This window comes from Larkinella insperata (assembly GCF_026248825.1).
Lineage (GTDB): Bacteria > Bacteroidota > Bacteroidia > Cytophagales > Spirosomataceae > Larkinella > Larkinella insperata.
Genome location: NZ_CP110973.1, coordinates 5,146,807 through 5,163,902, shown reverse-complemented (window position 1 = coordinate 5,163,902; position 17,096 = coordinate 5,146,807). Strand labels below are relative to the sequence as shown.

Sequence of the window (17,096 nt, the reverse complement as noted above, 5' to 3'; positions counted from 1 at the left end):
AAGAAATCGATTTTTTTCGGACAAATTATAGTATCCGGCCTTTCCTTCCGTCTATCATCGTTTGAAACGGTCACGCAATCCAATGCAACAGTATCTTACTTACACGGCTGAACAATTCGTCTGGGACGATCTTTTCCGGGACTGGGTGCTGCACCCGACCCCTGCTACCCACGCGATCTGGCAACAGTGGCTGGCCGAACATCCGGAAAAAACGGCGGTGGTCCAACAGGCCCGGGCGCTGGTGCTGGCCCTGCAGGTTCGGGAGCAGCCGTTGGGGGAAACCGAGCTGGAAGAGTCCATCCGGCAGACGGTGACCCGGGCCACGGCAGGTGAAACCGAAGGGCGGGTGGTTCATTCGGGTTGGTTTAACCGAAACCGCTGGCTGGCCGCGGCTTCGGTGGCGCTGTTGCTGGCCCTGGGCGGGTGGTTATGGGAAAACCGTCTTCTGCGGTCCGAGTCGTCACGGACGTCGAAAGAACAGCCCCCCTCCCGGTTGACGGAGCGTGAGAACCTGACCCAGAAGCCCCTGCTGGTGAACCTCAGCGACGGCAGCGTGGTAGTCCTCCAGCCCAGGAGCAAGCTGCGGTTTCCAGCGGTTTTCGAAGCCGGAAAGCGGGAAGTTCACCTGACCGGGGATGCTTTTTTTGAAGTCCGGAAAGATCCCAAGCGGCCCTTTCTGGTATTTGCCGGTGAAATCGTGACCAAGGTGTTGGGAACCAGTTTTTCGGTGCGGGCTTTTCAGGACGACCCCGGCATCTCCGTAAAGGTCAAAACGGGCCGGGTGGCGGTATTCCACCGGAATCATCTGCCAACGGCGGCTTCTCCGAACACCCCGGAGGTGGTGCTGAAAGCCAATCAGCAGGTGGAGTATTCCCGGCAGAAAGCCCGCATGACGAAAAGCCCTTTGCTGCCGACTGATACCGAACGGGACCCCGTTTTTTACCAGTTTGCGTTTGACGATACGCCTTTGCCGACGGTCTTGAAAACGCTGGAAGATGCGTACGGAATTCGCATTGTTTACGACGAAAATCAGGTCAGAGATTGCCCGCTGACGGCCCGGTTTGCCGACCAGTCGCTGCACGAAATGCTTCAGTTTATCTGCACGGCCCTCAACGGCAGTTATTCGATGCAGGACGGTCAGCTTGTGCTCGACATTAAAGGCTGTAATGCGTAAGAAAAGGTCATTCATGTTGCAGCATGAATGACCGGAAGTTCCCCGTGCTGGACGAACGCATCACCCGGTTTTGCCGGGTACGGGGATGATTTTGCCGAACCTTTAAATTCCAACAAAACCCTTCAAATGTATGAAAGAAAATTTTTTCTACCGAACCCTTTCCCTCCGGTTACTTATGCGCGTTGGACTTTTACCCCTGTTGCTGCTGATCTGGGCGGTAGGAACGACGTTCGCCCTCGACGGCAAGGCGCAGGACCTGCTGGCCCGAAAAGTAACGCTGCGGGCCAAACAATTGGAAATGAAGCGCGTTTTCCGGGAGATTGAGCAGCAGGCGGATGTGCAGTTTGTCTACAGCTCCCGACTCATCCCGTCGCACCAGAAGGTTACCTACGAAGCGGCCGGGCAAAACCTGGAAAAAGTTCTGGATGACCTGCTCAAACCGCTGGGGGCGGCTTATGAGGTTTCCGGCAAAACCATCATCCTGCGTAAAGAAACCGTTAACGGCCCCAGCACCAGCCTTCTGTCCGTGCCGGTTTTGAACGAAGCCGTGGTGGACCAGAACGTCAGCGGTAAAGTAACCGACGAAAAAGGCGAAGGCATCCCGGGCGTTAACGTCGTTATCAAAGGCACTACCCGGGGCACCAACACCGACGCCAGCGGAGCGTACCGAATCGTCGTACCGGACGAAAATACCACGCTGGTCTTCAGTTACGTAGGGTACGCATCGCAGGAGCTGGTCGTGGGCGGACGAACCACCATTGATATCTCGCTGTCGGTCAGTGACAAATCCCTCGACGAAGTGGTGGTGGTGGGTTACGGCGAGCAGAAGAAAAGCAACGTAACCGGCTCCATTGTTTCCGTTAAAGCGTCCGAAATTACGAAAGTGCAGTCGCCCAGCTTCGACAATGCGCTGCAGGGCAAAGTTCCGGGTGTTTACGTAACCACCAACGGCGGTCAGCCCGGGGGCGGCATTAGCGTCCGGATTCGCGGGGTGGGTGCCATCAACAACAGCAACCCGCTTTACATCATCGACGGTGTGCAGGTGGGCGGTGGCGACAGCGAAAATTCCAACCCGCTGGCGACCATCAACACCAACGATATTGAATCCATCGACATCCTGAAAGATGCCGCTTCGACAGCCATCTACGGAACGCGGGCGGCCAACGGGGTGGTGCTCATCACGACCAAACGCGGCAGTTCGGGAACGCCCCGGCTCAGCTGGAGCAGTTATTACGGGATTCAGAACCCGACCCGAAAGCTGCCGAATCCGCTGAATGCTACCCAGTTTGGACAAAACATGAACACGGCGTTCGTGGCCGCCGGTCAACCCGCCCCGTTTGCGGACCCCACCACACTGGGCGTCGGCACCAACTGGATCGACGAAATGATGCAGACCGGCCGGATTCAGGAACACCAGTTTTCGATTGCAGGCGGGGGCGCCAAGAACAAATATTTTGTGTCGGCCAACTACTTCAACAACGACGGGATGATGATCCGGACGTGGTTTGAGCGGATGTCGGTGCGGGTGAATACCGACAACCAGATTTCCGACAAAGTGAAAATTGGCAACAGCCTGTCGGTGGCCCGGATCAACCGCCGGGACAACGGCGCGGGCAACCGGCAATTCATCGGCGGGGTGTTTACCAACATCTACCAGACCTTGCCGACCATGCCGGTGTACAATCCCGACGGCACGTTTGCGGGCCCGGTCGACAGCCGGTTTGAACGGCCCTCCAACCCGGTTTTTGATCAGCTACGCCCTAAAATCGACAACGAAGAGTACAACCTGATCGGCAATCTGTACGCGGAGTACCAGCCCATCAAACGCCTGGTTTTCCGCACCAGCTTCTCGGCCAACGTGCACAACGGTTCCAGCTACACCTTCAACCCGATCTGGACGTCGGGGCTGCTCAACTCGGCGGGCCTTTCGTCGCTGAACGTGGGCTCATCGCTGGGCCGCCAGTGGACCTGGGAAAACACCCTGACCTACACCCAGGATTTCGGTAAGCACAACGTAAACCTGCTGCTGGGCACGACGGCGCTCGATTACAAAGGCCGCTCGGCGTACCAGAACGCCACCTACGACACCGATGCTTTCCAAGAAATTACCAGCCAGGGAGCCAAATCGCTGAGCACGGCCACCAGTTCGGGCGAAGAATCACTGGCGTCCGTCTTTGGCCGGATTGCCTACAGCTACGCCGACCGGTACCTGCTGACCTTCAACCTGCGCCAGGACGGTTCCTCCAAGTTCGGAGCGAATAAAAAATACGGCGTCTTTCCGTCGATTTCGGGGGGCTGGCGCGTGTCGGAGGAAGGTTTCTTTCCCAAGAATGCCGTGGTCAGCGACCTGAAACTCCGGGCGGGCTGGGGTCAGGTGGGTTCGGATGCCATCGGAAACTTCATGTACCTGGCCCGCGTCGGCAGCGGCTTCAACTACGCCTTCGGCAACCAGACGGGCCAGTCGTCCATCGGGGCGGCCCTGAGCGACCTGGGCAACCCCGACATCAAGTGGGAAACCGTAACGGAATACAACATCGGGCTGGAATCGGGGCTGTTCAACAACCGCCTGAGCTTTTCGGCGGAATATTTCAACCGGACCCGCACCGACATGCTGCTGACGCTGACGCTGCCGGGCGTATCGGGCCTGCAAACCACCGTGCGCAATGTGGGAAGCCTGACCAACAAGGGCATGGAATTCAACCTGGGATTCCGCAACTCGGTGGGCGCGCTGCGCTACAACCTGAACGGGAACCTGACCACTTATAACAACAAAGTGGTTTCGCTGGGCGGCAGCCGCGACATTGTCGGCTTGACTTACCCGGGTTCGGGCGCCATCACGATCATCCGCGAAGGCCAGCCCCTGGGCGTGTACTACGGCTTGATTTCCGAAGGCTTGTTTCAGACCCCGGCTGAAGTGGCAGCCGCCAACGCCCTCGACGGCAACGAAGCCACCCCCTACCAGGCCGCCGGAACCGCCCCGGGCGATTTCAAATACCAGGACCTGAACGGCGACGGCAAAATCGACGAATCCGACAAAACCATCATTGGCAACCCGACGCCCTCGTTTACCTACGGTTTCGGCGGGGATGCCGGTTACAAGAACTTTGACCTGAGCCTGCAATTCTTCGGTGTGAGCGGCAACGACATTCTGAACCTGAACCGGACAAGTCTGGAAAGCTCGGGCCGGGCCTGGAACAAAATTGAAACCGTTACCGGCGCCTGGAGCGGTCCGGGAACGAGCAACAGCATTCCGCGCCCCATCCTGTCGGACCCCAACCTGAACAGCCGCGTGGCCAGTCACCTGGTCGAGAACGGTTCGTACCTGCGTTTGAAAAACATTCAGCTGGGATACACCATCAGCGGCCCGGGTCTTAAGAAACTGGGAGTTAGCTCGGCGCGGGTGTACGTGGCCGTTCAGAACGCGTTCGTGCTGACCAAATTCAGCGGGGTTGATCCGGAAGTCGGGCTCGACGACAACAACAGCGCCCGGGCCGGTATTTACAACGACCTGTATCCGCAGGCCCGCACCTCGTCGCTGGGTGTTCGATTCGATTTTTAAATGGAGACAAGAGAGAGGAGACAATAGATGAAAGATACTGGATGCTGGGTATGGTTCTCTTGTCTTTTTTCCTGGCTCTTTTCTCTCCAAAACAACCAACTCGATACTTGAAGAAATCATGAAATATAGCCTACTTTCTCTCCTGCTGACTGCCACCCTGGTGTTTGGCTGTAAAGAAGACTTTGTCACCAAAGAATTCACCAACGGCGTTGCCGAATCCAACTTTTTCAAAGACGCCAAAGACGTAGAACAAGCCCTGACGGCGGTGTACGACGTGATTGGCCAGAAAGGATTATACCGCGAATCCGTGATCGTTCTGGGAAGCTGTCCGTCCGACGACATCGACGAAAAAACCGGCGACACGGGCGATTACGGTTTTCACTTTAAAAACGCCAGCGATTTCCGGTGGTTTCCCGATAACCCGTTCTCGCGCGCCCGCTGGTACGACGCCTACAAAGGGATTTTCCGGGCCAACACCTTCCTGGAAAAAGTGCCCCCCGTTACGATGGACGAGGCCCTGAAAAAGCAGTACCTGGCCGAAGCCAAATTTCTGCGGGCGCTCTACTACTGGAACCTCACGATCACGTTTGGCGACATTCCGTTTTTCACCAAAGTGCTGACGCAACCCGAGTACGCCGATCTGGCCCGGACTCCGCAGGCGACGGTTTACCAACAGGTTGAAGCCGATCTGACCGCGGCCATCCCGGACCTTCCGGTGGCCGCCAGCAACCCCGTCGGCCGGGTCACCAAAGGGGCCGCGCAGGGCTTCCTGGGCCGGGTGTACCTCTACCAGAAAAAATGGCAACAGGCCGCCGATGCCTCGCAGCAGGTAATCACGCTGGGGCAATACCGGCTGGTGCCCAACTACATCGCGATGTTCAATGGCCAGGCCGACAACAGTTCCGAATCCCTGATGGATTTTCAGTCGGTGGGCTTTGCGCCGGGGTACTGGTCGGATGCTTCCGAAAACTCCATTGCCGCCATGTGGAGCCCGACCATTGGCTGGGCCAACTGGTACACGCCCAGCGAGGAATCCAAGAAACTGTTTGCTCCCGGCGACATTCGGCGGAAATCCGTCCTGATTGCCGGAGCCACGCCCGCCGACTCCATCGACGTGGACGGAACCGGCCCGAAAGTGTTTCCGAGCCTGCCCATGCGCACGCAGTATTTCAACAACGCCAACGTCCGTAAATTTTTGCCCGAGGGAAAAATCATGGCGCAGGTGGACAACTTCGACGTGAATTACCCCATCATTCGCTACGCGGAAGTGCTGCTGAATCAGGCCGAAGCGCTCAACGAACTGGGTAAATCAGCCGATGCGCTTAAACCATTGAACGAAGTGCGATCGCGAGCTAAACTGGCCGCCGTGACGGAAACGGCCCAGGCCAGCCTCCGGACGATTATTCAGAACGAGCGCCGGGTTGAACTGGTCTACGAAGGCCACCGGTTTTACGACCTGGCCCGCTGGGGGCAGTTGGAAGAAAAGCTGAGCAAAAAAGGATTCGTGAAAGGCCAGCACGAATACTGGCCCGTGCCGACGGCGGAACTGGATCTGATGAAAAACCTGACGCAGTACCCGCCCAGGTAACACCCCTAGCGTTTCCCGATTGTATCCCGAACCCCGCCGGTTGAAGGGCGGGGTTTCTTTTTGCGGAACCGCCAACCAAACTATAACTTTTCGACCATTTTATACAATTTCTACAAGACGCATTACAACGTTGAGCCGGCAAAAGATGTCTATGCTGTAAGTCTAAACCCTTCAGATCATGCACACGTTACTACGTTCTTTTCTCCCCGCCTGTTTAATTTTTCTGATTGGTTCCTGCGCCGTGCAGGATCACTTTCCACCCCAGGAAACCAATCCCTGCCGAATCCGTTTGCGGCTATCCGACCTGAATTATCGCTCGCTCCAGCCCGGCGAAACCGTGACAGTGGGCCAGCAGGTTACCGGCTGGAACGAAGGCCTTTTCTTTGTTCGTGACATTCAGCAAATCAATGGAGTTTCTTACGCCATTGGCTGGAAAGACGAAACCTACCGGATCGGGGCCGAAGAGAGCAATACCTCGTACGAATACGATGCCCAGGGGCGGGTCATAAAAACCGTTAATCGATTGAAGAGACCAACGGCAAACTTTACCTACGAGTACACCTACACTTCGCCAACTCAAATCGATGTAAAAGACACCCCGGATTATTTTCACTATCCGGTCCCCCCGTCTTACCATAAGACATACACCCTCAATAGCCAGGGAATGGTCATTGATTCAAACGTTACCTACGATGCCGAAGGGTACGTCATCCGCCGGGGACCCTATACGTACACGATTGAAAACGGCAACCTGGTCAGGGCTGATGAGGGAGGGAACATAACCACCTACGAGTATGATTTAACCAAACCGAATCCGGTTCCCGATCCGGTTACGTTCTTTGGAAAATCCGACCGGAACCTGCGTACCGATATGCACGCAATCATACCAGGTGTTCAGATAGAATTCGACCTGAAATATATTTACGACAGTGCCGGACGGCTCAAATATCAGATTCGAATGCATAAATACGCCGATGATCCCCGAATTCGGTTGCTCATCAACGGCTACGAGTGGGAATGCCCGCAGTAAGAAGTTGACTACCGGGAGCATCGAATGCTCCCGGTAATACAGCATTAGATTTGCGAGAAAGCCGTCGGGATCAGAAACATCCGGTTGATGTTCGACAGGATGCGGTCGTTGGCGTACTCGGGCAGGCTGCTCACCTTCTTCCAGTCCGGATCGCTGCCGAACGTTTTCCAGTTGCGGTCGTGCTCCGCCATGTCGTCAAACGTCAGCATATAGGTCAGGTTCGGGCGGAAAGCGCCGATGAGCGTTTCCCCGAAAAACACCGGCGTCAGGCCGACGCGCTTGAAGATTTTGATTTCCCCGCCTTCGTTAAACATCTCGATTTTCTTCTTTCCGGCCGTTTCGTTGTGGCTTTCGTAGCGACGCAGCTCAAAAATGCGCGGTTTTTTCTCGGGCGCTTCCAGTTTGGGCATGTCGGCAAAGGCCCGCATCAGCGAACTTTCGATGCGTTCGTAGGGCGGATTGGTCGCTTCCGCGTTCAGGTAGTCGGCAGCCGCCTGCTGGTACGCCGAATCTTTGCTTAGTTTTTCGGGCCGGCTGAAGTATTCGTCCAGCGACGAAAACGGAATGACCACCACCAGTTTGCTCTGGCTCTGCGGGAGGTGTTCGGTAAACACGCCGACGGTTTTGCTGCCCAGCCGGTTATACGCTGGAATGACGGCATTCTGGAGGTAATTTTCGACCACCTTCTGCTGTTTGCCGTTTTTCAGGGTGTAAATCCGGAGTTCATAAAATTCCGGTGCGGTATTTTGTTGATGGGCGGACTGATCCAGCGGATTCAGCAAACCAGCCGCCGAAGTGGTTAAAAGGGATGACTTGACAAACTGACGTCTTTTCATTGGAAGTGGTGACACGGTTTTTTCCACGAAAGTAGAAAAAATAGCCGGTCTACCTCTTCCTGCTTTCGTCAGTAATCCAACGGTCCGCTTACCGAGTCCCAACAGTCGGAATTCGCACCAGAAACAGCACCGTCAGCAGGGCGAGCGCCACCAGCCCCCCCGCCATCAGCCCGATCACCGGCGCTCCGATGTGCAGTAGCGCCTGCCCCGCCAGAAACGTTCCGGCGATGTCGGACAAATTCACAAACGCCATATAAGTCGTGAACTGCGAACCCTCCACGCCCGGTCGGCAAACGGCCATCAGCAGCGGCATGGCGGCCACGCTGATAAAGGGGTCCATGAAGTAGAACGCAATCAGCCCGCCCTGGGCAACCGAAGGCCACCGCCACCAGTCGGCCATAAGGTTGAAACTCAGCAGGTACACCGCAATCAGCGTTAGCACGATCAGCAGAAAACGGCGGTTGCCCAGCCAGTCGGCCAGGTAGCCGCCCACGAGCGCCGAGATCGTCGCTACCAGCATGCCGTACGTTCCCGTCAGAAACGAAACCGACGTATCGGCCCAGCCCAGCACCTGGATCAGGTGGTAATTGTAGGCGCGGACAAACAGGCTGACACTCAGGTAAGCGGCCACCACCGCCCCAAACAGCAGCAGACTCCGCCGGGCCAGTAAGCCTTTAAACAGTTCAGTAAACAGCCACCGGAAATCGTGCTGCGTCAATACCGTCCGTTGGACGACGGCGTCCGGAAAAGCCGTCAGGGGTTTTCGGGAAAACGGCAAAAGGCGATCTTCCGGGCGCTCGCGGATGAAAAACGTCAGCAGGGTCAGCGCCAGCAAACTCAGCGACAAAGTCAGGGCCGCGCTGAAAAAACCGTATTGGCGCAGCAGGTGCGAAAACACGGCCGCCCCCAGCCCCATGCCCAGCAGAAAACCCGCCCGCATAAACGCGTTGACGCGTCCCCGCTCCCCTTCCCGAATCACGGAAATCGCCATGGCATCCACGCTCGCATCCTGCACCGACGCAAACACGCTGTGGGCAAAAAACAGCCAGGCCAGCGTCTGCACTTCCGCCACCGGGTTCCGAATGACCAGCAAACTCAGCGAAGCCAGAAACGCCAGGCTCTGCGCCCCCACGACCCACGGCTTCCGCCGGCCCATCGCCGAGCCCTGGTAGCGGTCGATGAAGGTTCCCCAAACGAACTGAAACGCCCAGGGCAAACCGATAATGGCCGCAAACGAACCGATCACCGACGGTTTGACGCCCTCGGCGGTCAGGTAATTGGCCAGGGCCGTCAGGGAAAAACCCGCCGGAATGCCCTGCATCACGTAGAGGTAGAAAAAAACGCCGTACCGTAAATACCGGTTTTGGCTCAGTGTCAGCGGGTAAATAGATGTCGGGCGGGCCGCAGGCATATAGATAGTTGTTACGCCTACGGCCACCCGAGCATCCGGCTAGACAAAGAAAGGCGATTTTCTAACTATCCGTTCCGCAAAGATGTTTAAGGAACCTTCAACAAGATCGCACCAAATCATCTTTTTTTGAGGCAAAACCGCCTTGGTGAACAAATTTTTGGGGAATGTGCTTTACCTAGTAACCGATCATACCTTTTTTCGGCAACACAACACCATGACCTTTACGTTTCGTAACGACCGCCCCGACGACTTTCTGGCGATTGTCCGCGAGGTGGGCCAGTGGCTGACCGATTCCGGGCAGGAATTGTGGCAACCCAACACGCTCACCGCCGAAAACCTCTTCGACGCCGACACGCGCGACCACAGCTACGTGCTCTACGCCGACGACGTTCCGGCGGCTACGTTTATCCTGCAATGGAAAGACCCGCTTTATTTCGGAGACGTACCCGACAACACCGCCGGTTTCATTCACAAACTGGCCATTCGGCGGCTCTTTTCCGGGCAAAACCTGTTCGCGCCCATCCTGGAATTTTGCCGCAGCGAGTGCCGCAAACGGGGGATTCACGAAATTCAGCTCGAAACCGACGCCACCCGCCCGGCCCTGATGCGGTTTTACGAACGCAACGGTTTTAGCCCTACGTTCCAGCGGCCCGTCGAGGAGTTCGGGCAAACCTTTCTCTGCCAGTATTACGTGATGCGGTTTTGACCAAAATATGGCTTTTTCCCGTTTTCAGGGCGCTGGAATAAGCGTTATCTTTGGGAATGGATTACTTTAAACAGTTGCTTGAGTTACTGAAAATTGAACGGGAAGAAGACCGTACCCAATACCGCAAACTCACCGAAACCACCTCCATTGCCGAGCGCCGGTCCAACGGCCTGACCTGGTACCCCATCGCCATCCGCGGCTCCGAACCCAGCCGGGGCGATTACCTGACGGTGGAAGTGGAACGCACCACGCACCACGATCTATCGCACCAGTTCCGGGCCGGAATGCCCGCCGTATTTTTCAGCAACCACGACCCGAAAACCGACCGGGTGGAAGGCACCATTGCCCACCAGAGCGGCAACCGGCTTAAAATTACCCTGCTGACCGACGAACTGCCCGATTGGTCGCGCGATGGCAAGCTGGGCGTTGAACTGCTGTTCGACGACAAGAGCTACGACGAAATGCAGGACGCCCTCAAGCTGGCCAGCACCCTGACCGAGAAACCGCAAAACCGGCTGGTCCAGATTCTGACCGGCCAGGCGTCCCCGACGTTCCACCCCGACCTGCCGCCCCTGCCCATGCCGCAACTCAACGAGAGCCAGCAACGGGCGGTCGACAAAATCCGGGCGGCCAACGAACTGGCCATCGTTCACGGCCCGCCGGGTACCGGCAAAACCACCACGCTGGTGCAGGCCATCAAAGCCCTGGTGAAGCAGGATCATCGGCAAATTCTGGTGGCGGCTCCCAGCAACACCGCCGTCGATCTGCTGAGCGAAAAACTCCATGAACAGGGGCTAAACGTCCTGCGGGTGGGCAATCCGGCCCGCGTGTCGGAGCGGCTGATGGCGCTCACACTGGACCAGAAAATGGCCGACCACCCCCAGATGAAGGACGCCAAGAAGCTGAAGAAACAGGCTGCCGAGTTCAAAAACATGGCCCACAAGTACAAGCGCAATTTCGGGAAAGCCGAGCGCGACCAGCGGAAAGCCCTGTTTGATGAAGCCCACCGCATCATGAAGGAGGTGACGGATATTGAGCAGTACGTCGTGGACGATCTGGTGACGAAAGCGCAGGTCATTACGGCTACGCTCGTGGGCTCCAACCAGTACATGATCCGGAACCTGCGCTTCCATACGGTGGTCATCGACGAAGCCGGGCAGGCGCTGGAACCGGCCTGCTGGATTCCGATTCTGAAAGCCCAGAAGGTGGTGTTGGCCGGAGATCACTGCCAGTTGCCGCCGACCATCAAATCGACCGAAGCCGCCCGCAAGGGGCTGAATACCACCCTGCTGGAAAAAAGCGTGGCCCGGCACCCCGAAGCCGTCAGCCTGCTGGAGGAGCAGTACCGGATGCACCATCACATCATGGGCTATTCCTCGCAGGTGTTTTACGCCAACCAGGTCAAGGCCCACCCCTCGGTGGCGGCTCATGCGCTGTTTGAGGGCGACACCTCCCTGCAATTCATCGATACGGCGGGCTGCGGGTTCGACGAAAAACTGGAGGGCACCAGCTCCACCAATCCGGAGGAAGCGGCCCTGCTGATGAAGCACCTGACCGAACTGGTGGCCGAACTGGGCCCGCATTATCTGCCCGAGAACTTCCCGACCATCGCCGTCATTTCGCCCTACAAACAGCAACTGGCCGTTCTGAACGAGCAGCTGCTGCACACGCCGGAGTTACAGCCGTATTTGCGCACGATTTCGGTCAACACCATCGACAGTTTTCAGGGCCAGGAACGGGACATTGTCTATATTTCCATGACCCGGAGCAATGCCGCGGGCGACATCGGTTTTCTGTCCGACATTCGCCGGATGAACGTGGCCATGACCCGCGCCCGCAAAAAGCTGATCATCGTGGGCGACAGTGCGACGCTGGCCGGGCTGCCCTTTTACGCCGATTTCATTACGTATTCAGAAAACCTCAACGGCTACCGGAGCGCCTGGGAATGGCTCTAAAATCGCTTGGGAGCGGCTTTTTGTCAGTAGAAAAAGCTCCTTGTTTGCCTTTTGCTACAATACCCCAAACCCTTTGATTACTTTTAATTAACAATGCATGAGAAAGCTTAAGGCTCCGGCCACGCTTGGTTTCCTTTTCCTACTAATCGTTATCCTTCTGAACGGACGGGTTTTTGCCCAAAACCAACCCCGAACCGCCAGCGCCCCCTTTGAGCTGAAAGACGGCGACCGGGTGGTTTTCCTCGGCAACTCCCTGTTTGAAAATGACTTCCAGTACGGCTACCTCGAACTGGCCCTGACTACCCGCTGGCCCGACCGCTTCGTGACGTTCCGGAACCTCGGCTGGACGGGCGACAACGTGTTTGGCGATGCCCGCAGCACCTTCACCAACCCACCGACGGCTTACGAACACCTGATGAACCAACTGACGCAGGCCAAACCGACCATCGTTTTTCTGGGCTACGGCGGGGTGGAAGCGCAGGAGGGCGAAGCGGGTTTACCCCGGTTCAAGGAGGGTTTGACCAAACTGCTCGATAAAATTGACCAACTGGGTGCCCAGACCGTTCTGCTCTCCCCCATCCCGGTCGTCGCGTTTGATTCGTCGCAGAACGTGGGTCAACGCAACGCGATGCTGGAGCGCTACGCGGCTGAAATTGCCAAAACGGCGACCGAGCGCGGCAAACGGTTTATCGATCTGTACAAACGGATTCAGGAACTTAGCCAGAAAGCGCCCATTCTGGAAAACGGCGTGCACCTGAACGCAACCGGTTATTATTACCTGGCAACCGCGCTGGAAAAAGGACTCGGGCTGGCTCCCGCGGTCGAAACCGTTGCGATCAACGTGGGTAAAAACGGCGCCGAAACCCCTGCCCCGACTAAAATTCTGGACGCCGGCAAGGAGAACGGTTCGTTGAAGTTTACGATGGACGAACGCTACCTGCCGCTGCCCCTACCCGACCACGACCCGGAAACCGGAGCCGGGGTGGCCGACGGCCGGACGCTTAAAATAACCGGTCTGAAAAAAGGATTTTACACCCTCACCGCCGACCACGAAGAGGTGATCACGGCATCGGCGAAGCAATGGGCCGAGGGCGTTCCCATCCGGCAGGGCGCTTCCTACACCCAGGCCGAACAACTGCGCCAGCTGATCCTGAAAAAGAACGAACTGTTTTATTTCCAGTACCGCCCGCTGAACCAGACCTACATTCTGGGCTTTCGCTCCTACGAGCAGGGCCGGCACGTGAAGGGACTGGAAGAACAGAACATCCTCATCAAATGGCTCGAAAGTCAGATTGCCCTGACCCGCCAGCCCAAATCAAAAGTCTATTCCCTTACCCTGTTGAAATAAGCATGAAAGCCTTGAAAATAAGACGGTTTCCGAACGTTTTACGCGCCATCATCCTGCCAATCGGGTTGGTGATGACCGCGTCTTTCCACCAGGACGACCGCAAAGACATTCCGAATCCGGATGTAAAAAAAGAACTGGAGTCCTTCAAAATTGCCGACGGTTTTGAAGTAACGCTGTTTGCCGCCGAACCGCTGGTGGCCAAACCCATCCAGATGAACTGGGACGCCGACGGTCGGTTGTGGGTGGTCAGCAGCACGGCTTATCCGCACCTGAAAACCGGCGAGGAAGCCAACGACAAGGTGTTTGTGCTGGAAGATACGGACGGCGACGGCAAGGCCGACAAATCGACGATTTTTGCCGAAGGACTCATCACGCCCACCGGTATTCTGCCCGGCGATGGCGGGGTATACGTGGCCAACTCCACCGAAATTCTCCACTTTGCCGACACGGACGGCGATGGCAAAGCCGATAAAAAGCGTCGGATTCTGAACGGTTTCGGTACGGGTGACACCCACCACCTGATTCACACCTTTCGCTGGGGGCCGGAGGGGCTATTGTACTTCAACCAGTCGATTTACATCTACAGCCACGTTGAAACGCCCCAGGGCATCAAACGGCTCGAAGGCGGGGGCGCCTGGCAGCTAAACACCAGAACCCTGAACATGGACGTGTACGTGCGGGGGTTGATCAATCCCTGGGGCCTTCAGTTCGATCGCTGGGGCCAGTCGTTTCTGACCGACGGCGCGGGGGGCGAAGGCATCAACTACGGGTTTCCGGGCGCTACGTTTGTGACCGCACCGGGGGCAGCCCGCATCCTGCGCGGCTTGAATCCGGGCCAACCCAAACACAGCGGCCTGGACGTCATTTCGGGCCGTCACCTGCCCGATAACCTGCAGGGCACGCTGATTACCAACGACTTCCGGGCCAACCGAATCAACCGCTTCCGGCTGGAAGAACAGGGCAGCGGCTACGCATCCAAACAACTAGAAGATTTGCTGTGGACCGATCACGTCGCCTTCCGCCCGGTGGATATTTCCGTTGGACCCGACGGGGCGATTTACGTGGCCGACTGGTACAACCCGATTATTCAACACGGCGAAGTGGACTTCCACGACCCGCGCCGGGACCAGCAGCACGGTCGCATCTGGCGGATTGTGGCCAAAAACCGTCCACTGGTGAAAAAGCCGCAGTTGACCAAAGCCTCGGTAACCGAATTGCTGGACGCCCTGAAACTGCCGGAAGACTGGACCCGCTCGCAGGCCAAGCAGGTCTTGAAAGCCCGGGGCGCGAAGGAAGTGGTTCCGGCGCTGCAAAAATGGGTGCAGGAACTCGATAAAAACGACGCCCAGTACGAACACCATCTGCTCGAAGCGCTCTGGACCTACCAGACGCTGGAAGTGGTCAACGAACCCCTTCTGCGGACGCTGCTGAACGCCAAGACACCCCAGGCGCGGGCGGCTGCTGTTCGGGCGCTGTCGCTCTGGCACAATCAGGTGAAAGACGTTCCGGCGCTGCTGACCAAAGCCGTGGCCGACAACCACCCGCAGGTCCGGATGGAAGCCGTGATTGCGCTCCGGACCGTTCCCTCGGCGGAAGCCGCCCGGACGGCCCTGACGGTACTGGATAAACCGATGGATGAATTTCTGGATTACGCGCTCTGGCAAACCGTCCGGGAACTCGAACCGATGTGGGCGAGTCGGCTGAAGGAAGAAGCGGGCTTTTTCGGCAATGCCAAAAACACGGCTTTTGCCCTTAAATCGGTGAGCAGCCCGGAAGCCGTTGCGCAACTGACGCAGCTTTACCAAAAAGATCAGGTTCCGGACGAATACCAGAAAGATGTTCTGAGTTCCATCGCCAAATACGGCAAATCGTCCGACTTGAACATGCTGTTTGAAAAAGCCGTTCAGGGCGGCAGCAAAGCCGTGGCCGCTCAGTTGGCAACGTTGGAAGAAGCCGCTCGCCGGGGTGTCAAGCCGACGCAGAACCTGAATCGCATTACGGGTTTGATCGAAAACGACGACGATGCCGTAGCCACGAGCGCCATCCGCCTGATCGGTTTGTGGCGGCTGGAAGACCTGACGGGCACGTTGGTGAATCTGGCCCAGAAAGGCGATAAAAACACGAAAAAAGCGGCTCTGTCGGCCCTGGCATCCCTCGACAAAGACAAAGCCCGGCAACTCCTGACGGACCTGACCACGGCCAAAAACTCGGCCGATCTTCGGGTGATGGCGGCCGCTCAGCTAATTGCCGTGAATACTGCCGAAGGGGCAAAAGTTGGGGCGGAACTGCTGCGGACGTTACCCGCCCAAACCGACGTTTCCGAGCTTTTTACCGCATTTCTGACGAACCGGCCGGGCGCCAAAGCCCTGGCCGACGAACTGACGGCGAAAAAGATTCCGGCCAACCGGGCGAAAGAAGGACGGCAACTGCTGCAGCAGCGGGTGCCCTACAACCGGCGCAACGACGAAAACGTTAAACTGCTGACCACCGCCCTGGAAGCGTCCGGCGGGGTGTTGCCGCCCGAAAAAATGCCGCAGGAACTGTCGGCCCAGGAAATCAGCGGGCTAGCCCAGCTGGTTCGGGAAACGGCTGATCCGGCGAAAGGCGAACTCATTTTCCGGCGGGCCGCGCTGACCTGTCAGACCTGCCACGCCATTGGCGGGGCCGGGGGCCGCATCGGACCGGATTTGAGCAGCCTCGGAACCAGTTCACCCATCGAAACCATCACCCGCTCGATTCTTTATCCGAACGTGTCCATCAAAGAAGGCTACGAATTGCAGCGGGTAGCCAAGAAAGACGGCAGCGAGATGATGGGCTACATCGTCGGCAGCGGCACTTCGGACATCGTGGTGCGCGACATTTCCGGCCAGGAAGTATCCGTGCCGAAAAGCCAGATCAGCACCGTCGAACGCGTGCCCGGTTCGCTCATGCCCGCGGGTTTGACGGCCAGTCTGGACAAGCAGGAATTCATCGACCTGATCGGCTTCCTGTCGAAAATGGGGGAATCCGGCCAGTTCCGCGTGCCCACGGCCCGGTTTGTCCGGCGCTGGAACACGGTTTCGGCCACCAAGGATGTGTCGAAAAAGATTCAGGCGGAAGGCGCGGGTTACCTCGCTAAAGACAACGCGAAAGCGTACTGGCAGCCGGTTTACAGCAAAGTGGCCGGTGATCTGCCGCTGGATGAGTTGCCGATGGTTGACGGCAGCAACGGCAAACGGTACAGCTTCGTGCGGTTTGAAATTGAGGTGGTTAGTCCGGGCACGGTGAATCTCGCGTTTCCTTCGACGGCCGGCATTACCGCCTGGATTGGTTCGAAACCCGCCAGACTCACCGAGCAGGGCATCGTTGCCGATTTGCCGCAGGGCGTTCACGCCATCACGCTGGCCGTCGACCGGGCCGCTTACAAGGACCGTTCCCTGAGCCTGCAATTGCAGGATGCCGCCAACACTCCCGCCCAAACGCGGTTGGTGATGGGGCGGTGACGCAGCG

The 17,096-nt window shown here is 57.4% G+C and carries 10 protein-coding genes; 8 read left to right on the top strand and 2 right to left on the bottom strand.

Going from position 1 to position 17,096, the window contains the following annotated elements:
* The first annotated feature begins 82 nt into the window (after positions 1 to 82).
* From OQ371_RS20785 to OQ371_RS20770, 4 genes are all read left to right on the top strand, one after another.
* Positions 83 to 1,174, top strand: a complete 1,092-nt coding sequence (locus tag OQ371_RS20785) for a FecR family protein (protein WP_265990256.1) — start codon at positions 83 to 85, stop codon at positions 1,172 to 1,174.
* A 130-nt stretch (positions 1,175 to 1,304) separates the two neighbouring features.
* Positions 1,305 to 4,733 carry a TonB-dependent receptor gene (locus tag OQ371_RS20780; RefSeq protein WP_265990255.1) on the top strand — a complete coding sequence of 1,143 codons (3,429 nt, stop codon included), beginning with the start codon at positions 1,305 to 1,307 and terminating at the stop codon, positions 4,731 to 4,733.
* A 118-nt stretch (positions 4,734 to 4,851) separates the two neighbouring features.
* Positions 4,852 to 6,321 carry a RagB/SusD family nutrient uptake outer membrane protein gene (locus OQ371_RS20775; protein ID WP_265990254.1) on the top strand — a complete coding sequence of 490 codons (1,470 nt, stop codon included), beginning with the start codon at positions 4,852 to 4,854 and terminating at the stop codon, positions 6,319 to 6,321.
* Between the two features lie 178 nt (positions 6,322 to 6,499).
* On the top strand, positions 6,500 to 7,351 hold the full coding sequence (locus OQ371_RS20770; RefSeq protein ID WP_265990253.1) for a hypothetical protein: 852 nt from the start codon (positions 6,500 to 6,502) through the stop codon (positions 7,349 to 7,351).
* A 44-nt stretch (positions 7,352 to 7,395) separates the two neighbouring features.
* Here OQ371_RS20770 and OQ371_RS20765 read toward each other — a convergent pair whose 3' ends face one another.
* Entirely contained in the window at positions 7,396 to 8,187 is a 792-nt protein-coding gene (locus OQ371_RS20765; protein WP_265990252.1) for an NIPSNAP family protein, read from the bottom strand.
* Between the two features lie 88 nt (positions 8,188 to 8,275).
* Entirely contained in the window at positions 8,276 to 9,598 is a 1,323-nt protein-coding gene (locus tag OQ371_RS20760) for an MFS transporter (RefSeq protein ID WP_265990251.1), read from the bottom strand.
* A gap of 214 nt (positions 9,599 to 9,812) precedes the next feature.
* Between OQ371_RS20760 and OQ371_RS20755 the strand changes: the two genes are divergently transcribed.
* From OQ371_RS20755 to OQ371_RS20740, 4 genes are all read left to right on the top strand, one after another.
* Positions 9,813 to 10,304: a GNAT family N-acetyltransferase gene (locus OQ371_RS20755; RefSeq protein WP_265990250.1), complete on the top strand. Its 492-nt coding sequence runs from the start codon at positions 9,813 to 9,815 to the stop codon at positions 10,302 to 10,304.
* 56 nt (positions 10,305 to 10,360) lie between these two features.
* The gene (locus OQ371_RS20750) at positions 10,361 to 12,259 is read left to right on the top strand and encodes an AAA domain-containing protein (protein ID WP_265990249.1); all 1,899 of its coding nucleotides are present in this window, start codon (positions 10,361 to 10,363) and stop codon (positions 12,257 to 12,259) included.
* A gap of 97 nt (positions 12,260 to 12,356) precedes the next feature.
* Positions 12,357 to 13,607, top strand: a complete 1,251-nt coding sequence (locus OQ371_RS20745; RefSeq protein ID WP_265990248.1) for a GDSL-type esterase/lipase family protein — start codon at positions 12,357 to 12,359, stop codon at positions 13,605 to 13,607.
* A gap of 2 nt (positions 13,608 to 13,609) precedes the next feature.
* Positions 13,610 to 17,089 carry a PVC-type heme-binding CxxCH protein gene (locus OQ371_RS20740; protein ID WP_265990247.1) on the top strand — a complete coding sequence of 1,160 codons (3,480 nt, stop codon included), beginning with the start codon at positions 13,610 to 13,612 and terminating at the stop codon, positions 17,087 to 17,089.
* Positions 17,090 to 17,096 lie beyond the last annotated feature (7 nt).

Bases quoted from the DNA above. Each gene is read 5' to 3' on its own strand.
- OQ371_RS20785 (WP_265990256.1), top strand. From the start codon at position 83: ATGCAACAGTATCTTACTTACACGGCTGAACAATTCGTCTGGGACGAT.
- OQ371_RS20765 (WP_265990252.1), bottom strand. From the start codon at position 8,187: ATGAAAAGACGTCAGTTTGTCAAGTCATCCCTTTTAACCACTTCGGCG.
- OQ371_RS20770 (WP_265990253.1), top strand. From the start codon at position 6,500: ATGCACACGTTACTACGTTCTTTTCTCCCCGCCTGTTTAATTTTTCTG.
- OQ371_RS20775 (WP_265990254.1), top strand. From the start codon at position 4,852: ATGAAATATAGCCTACTTTCTCTCCTGCTGACTGCCACCCTGGTGTTT.
- OQ371_RS20745 (WP_265990248.1), top strand. From the start codon at position 12,357: ATGAGAAAGCTTAAGGCTCCGGCCACGCTTGGTTTCCTTTTCCTACTA.
- OQ371_RS20740 (WP_265990247.1), top strand. From the start codon at position 13,610: ATGAAAGCCTTGAAAATAAGACGGTTTCCGAACGTTTTACGCGCCATC.
- OQ371_RS20755 (WP_265990250.1), top strand. From the start codon at position 9,813: ATGACCTTTACGTTTCGTAACGACCGCCCCGACGACTTTCTGGCGATT.
- OQ371_RS20760 (WP_265990251.1), bottom strand. From the start codon at position 9,598: ATGCCTGCGGCCCGCCCGACATCTATTTACCCGCTGACACTGAGCCAA.
- OQ371_RS20780 (WP_265990255.1), top strand. From the start codon at position 1,305: ATGAAAGAAAATTTTTTCTACCGAACCCTTTCCCTCCGGTTACTTATG.
- OQ371_RS20750 (WP_265990249.1), top strand. From the start codon at position 10,361: ATGGATTACTTTAAACAGTTGCTTGAGTTACTGAAAATTGAACGGGAA.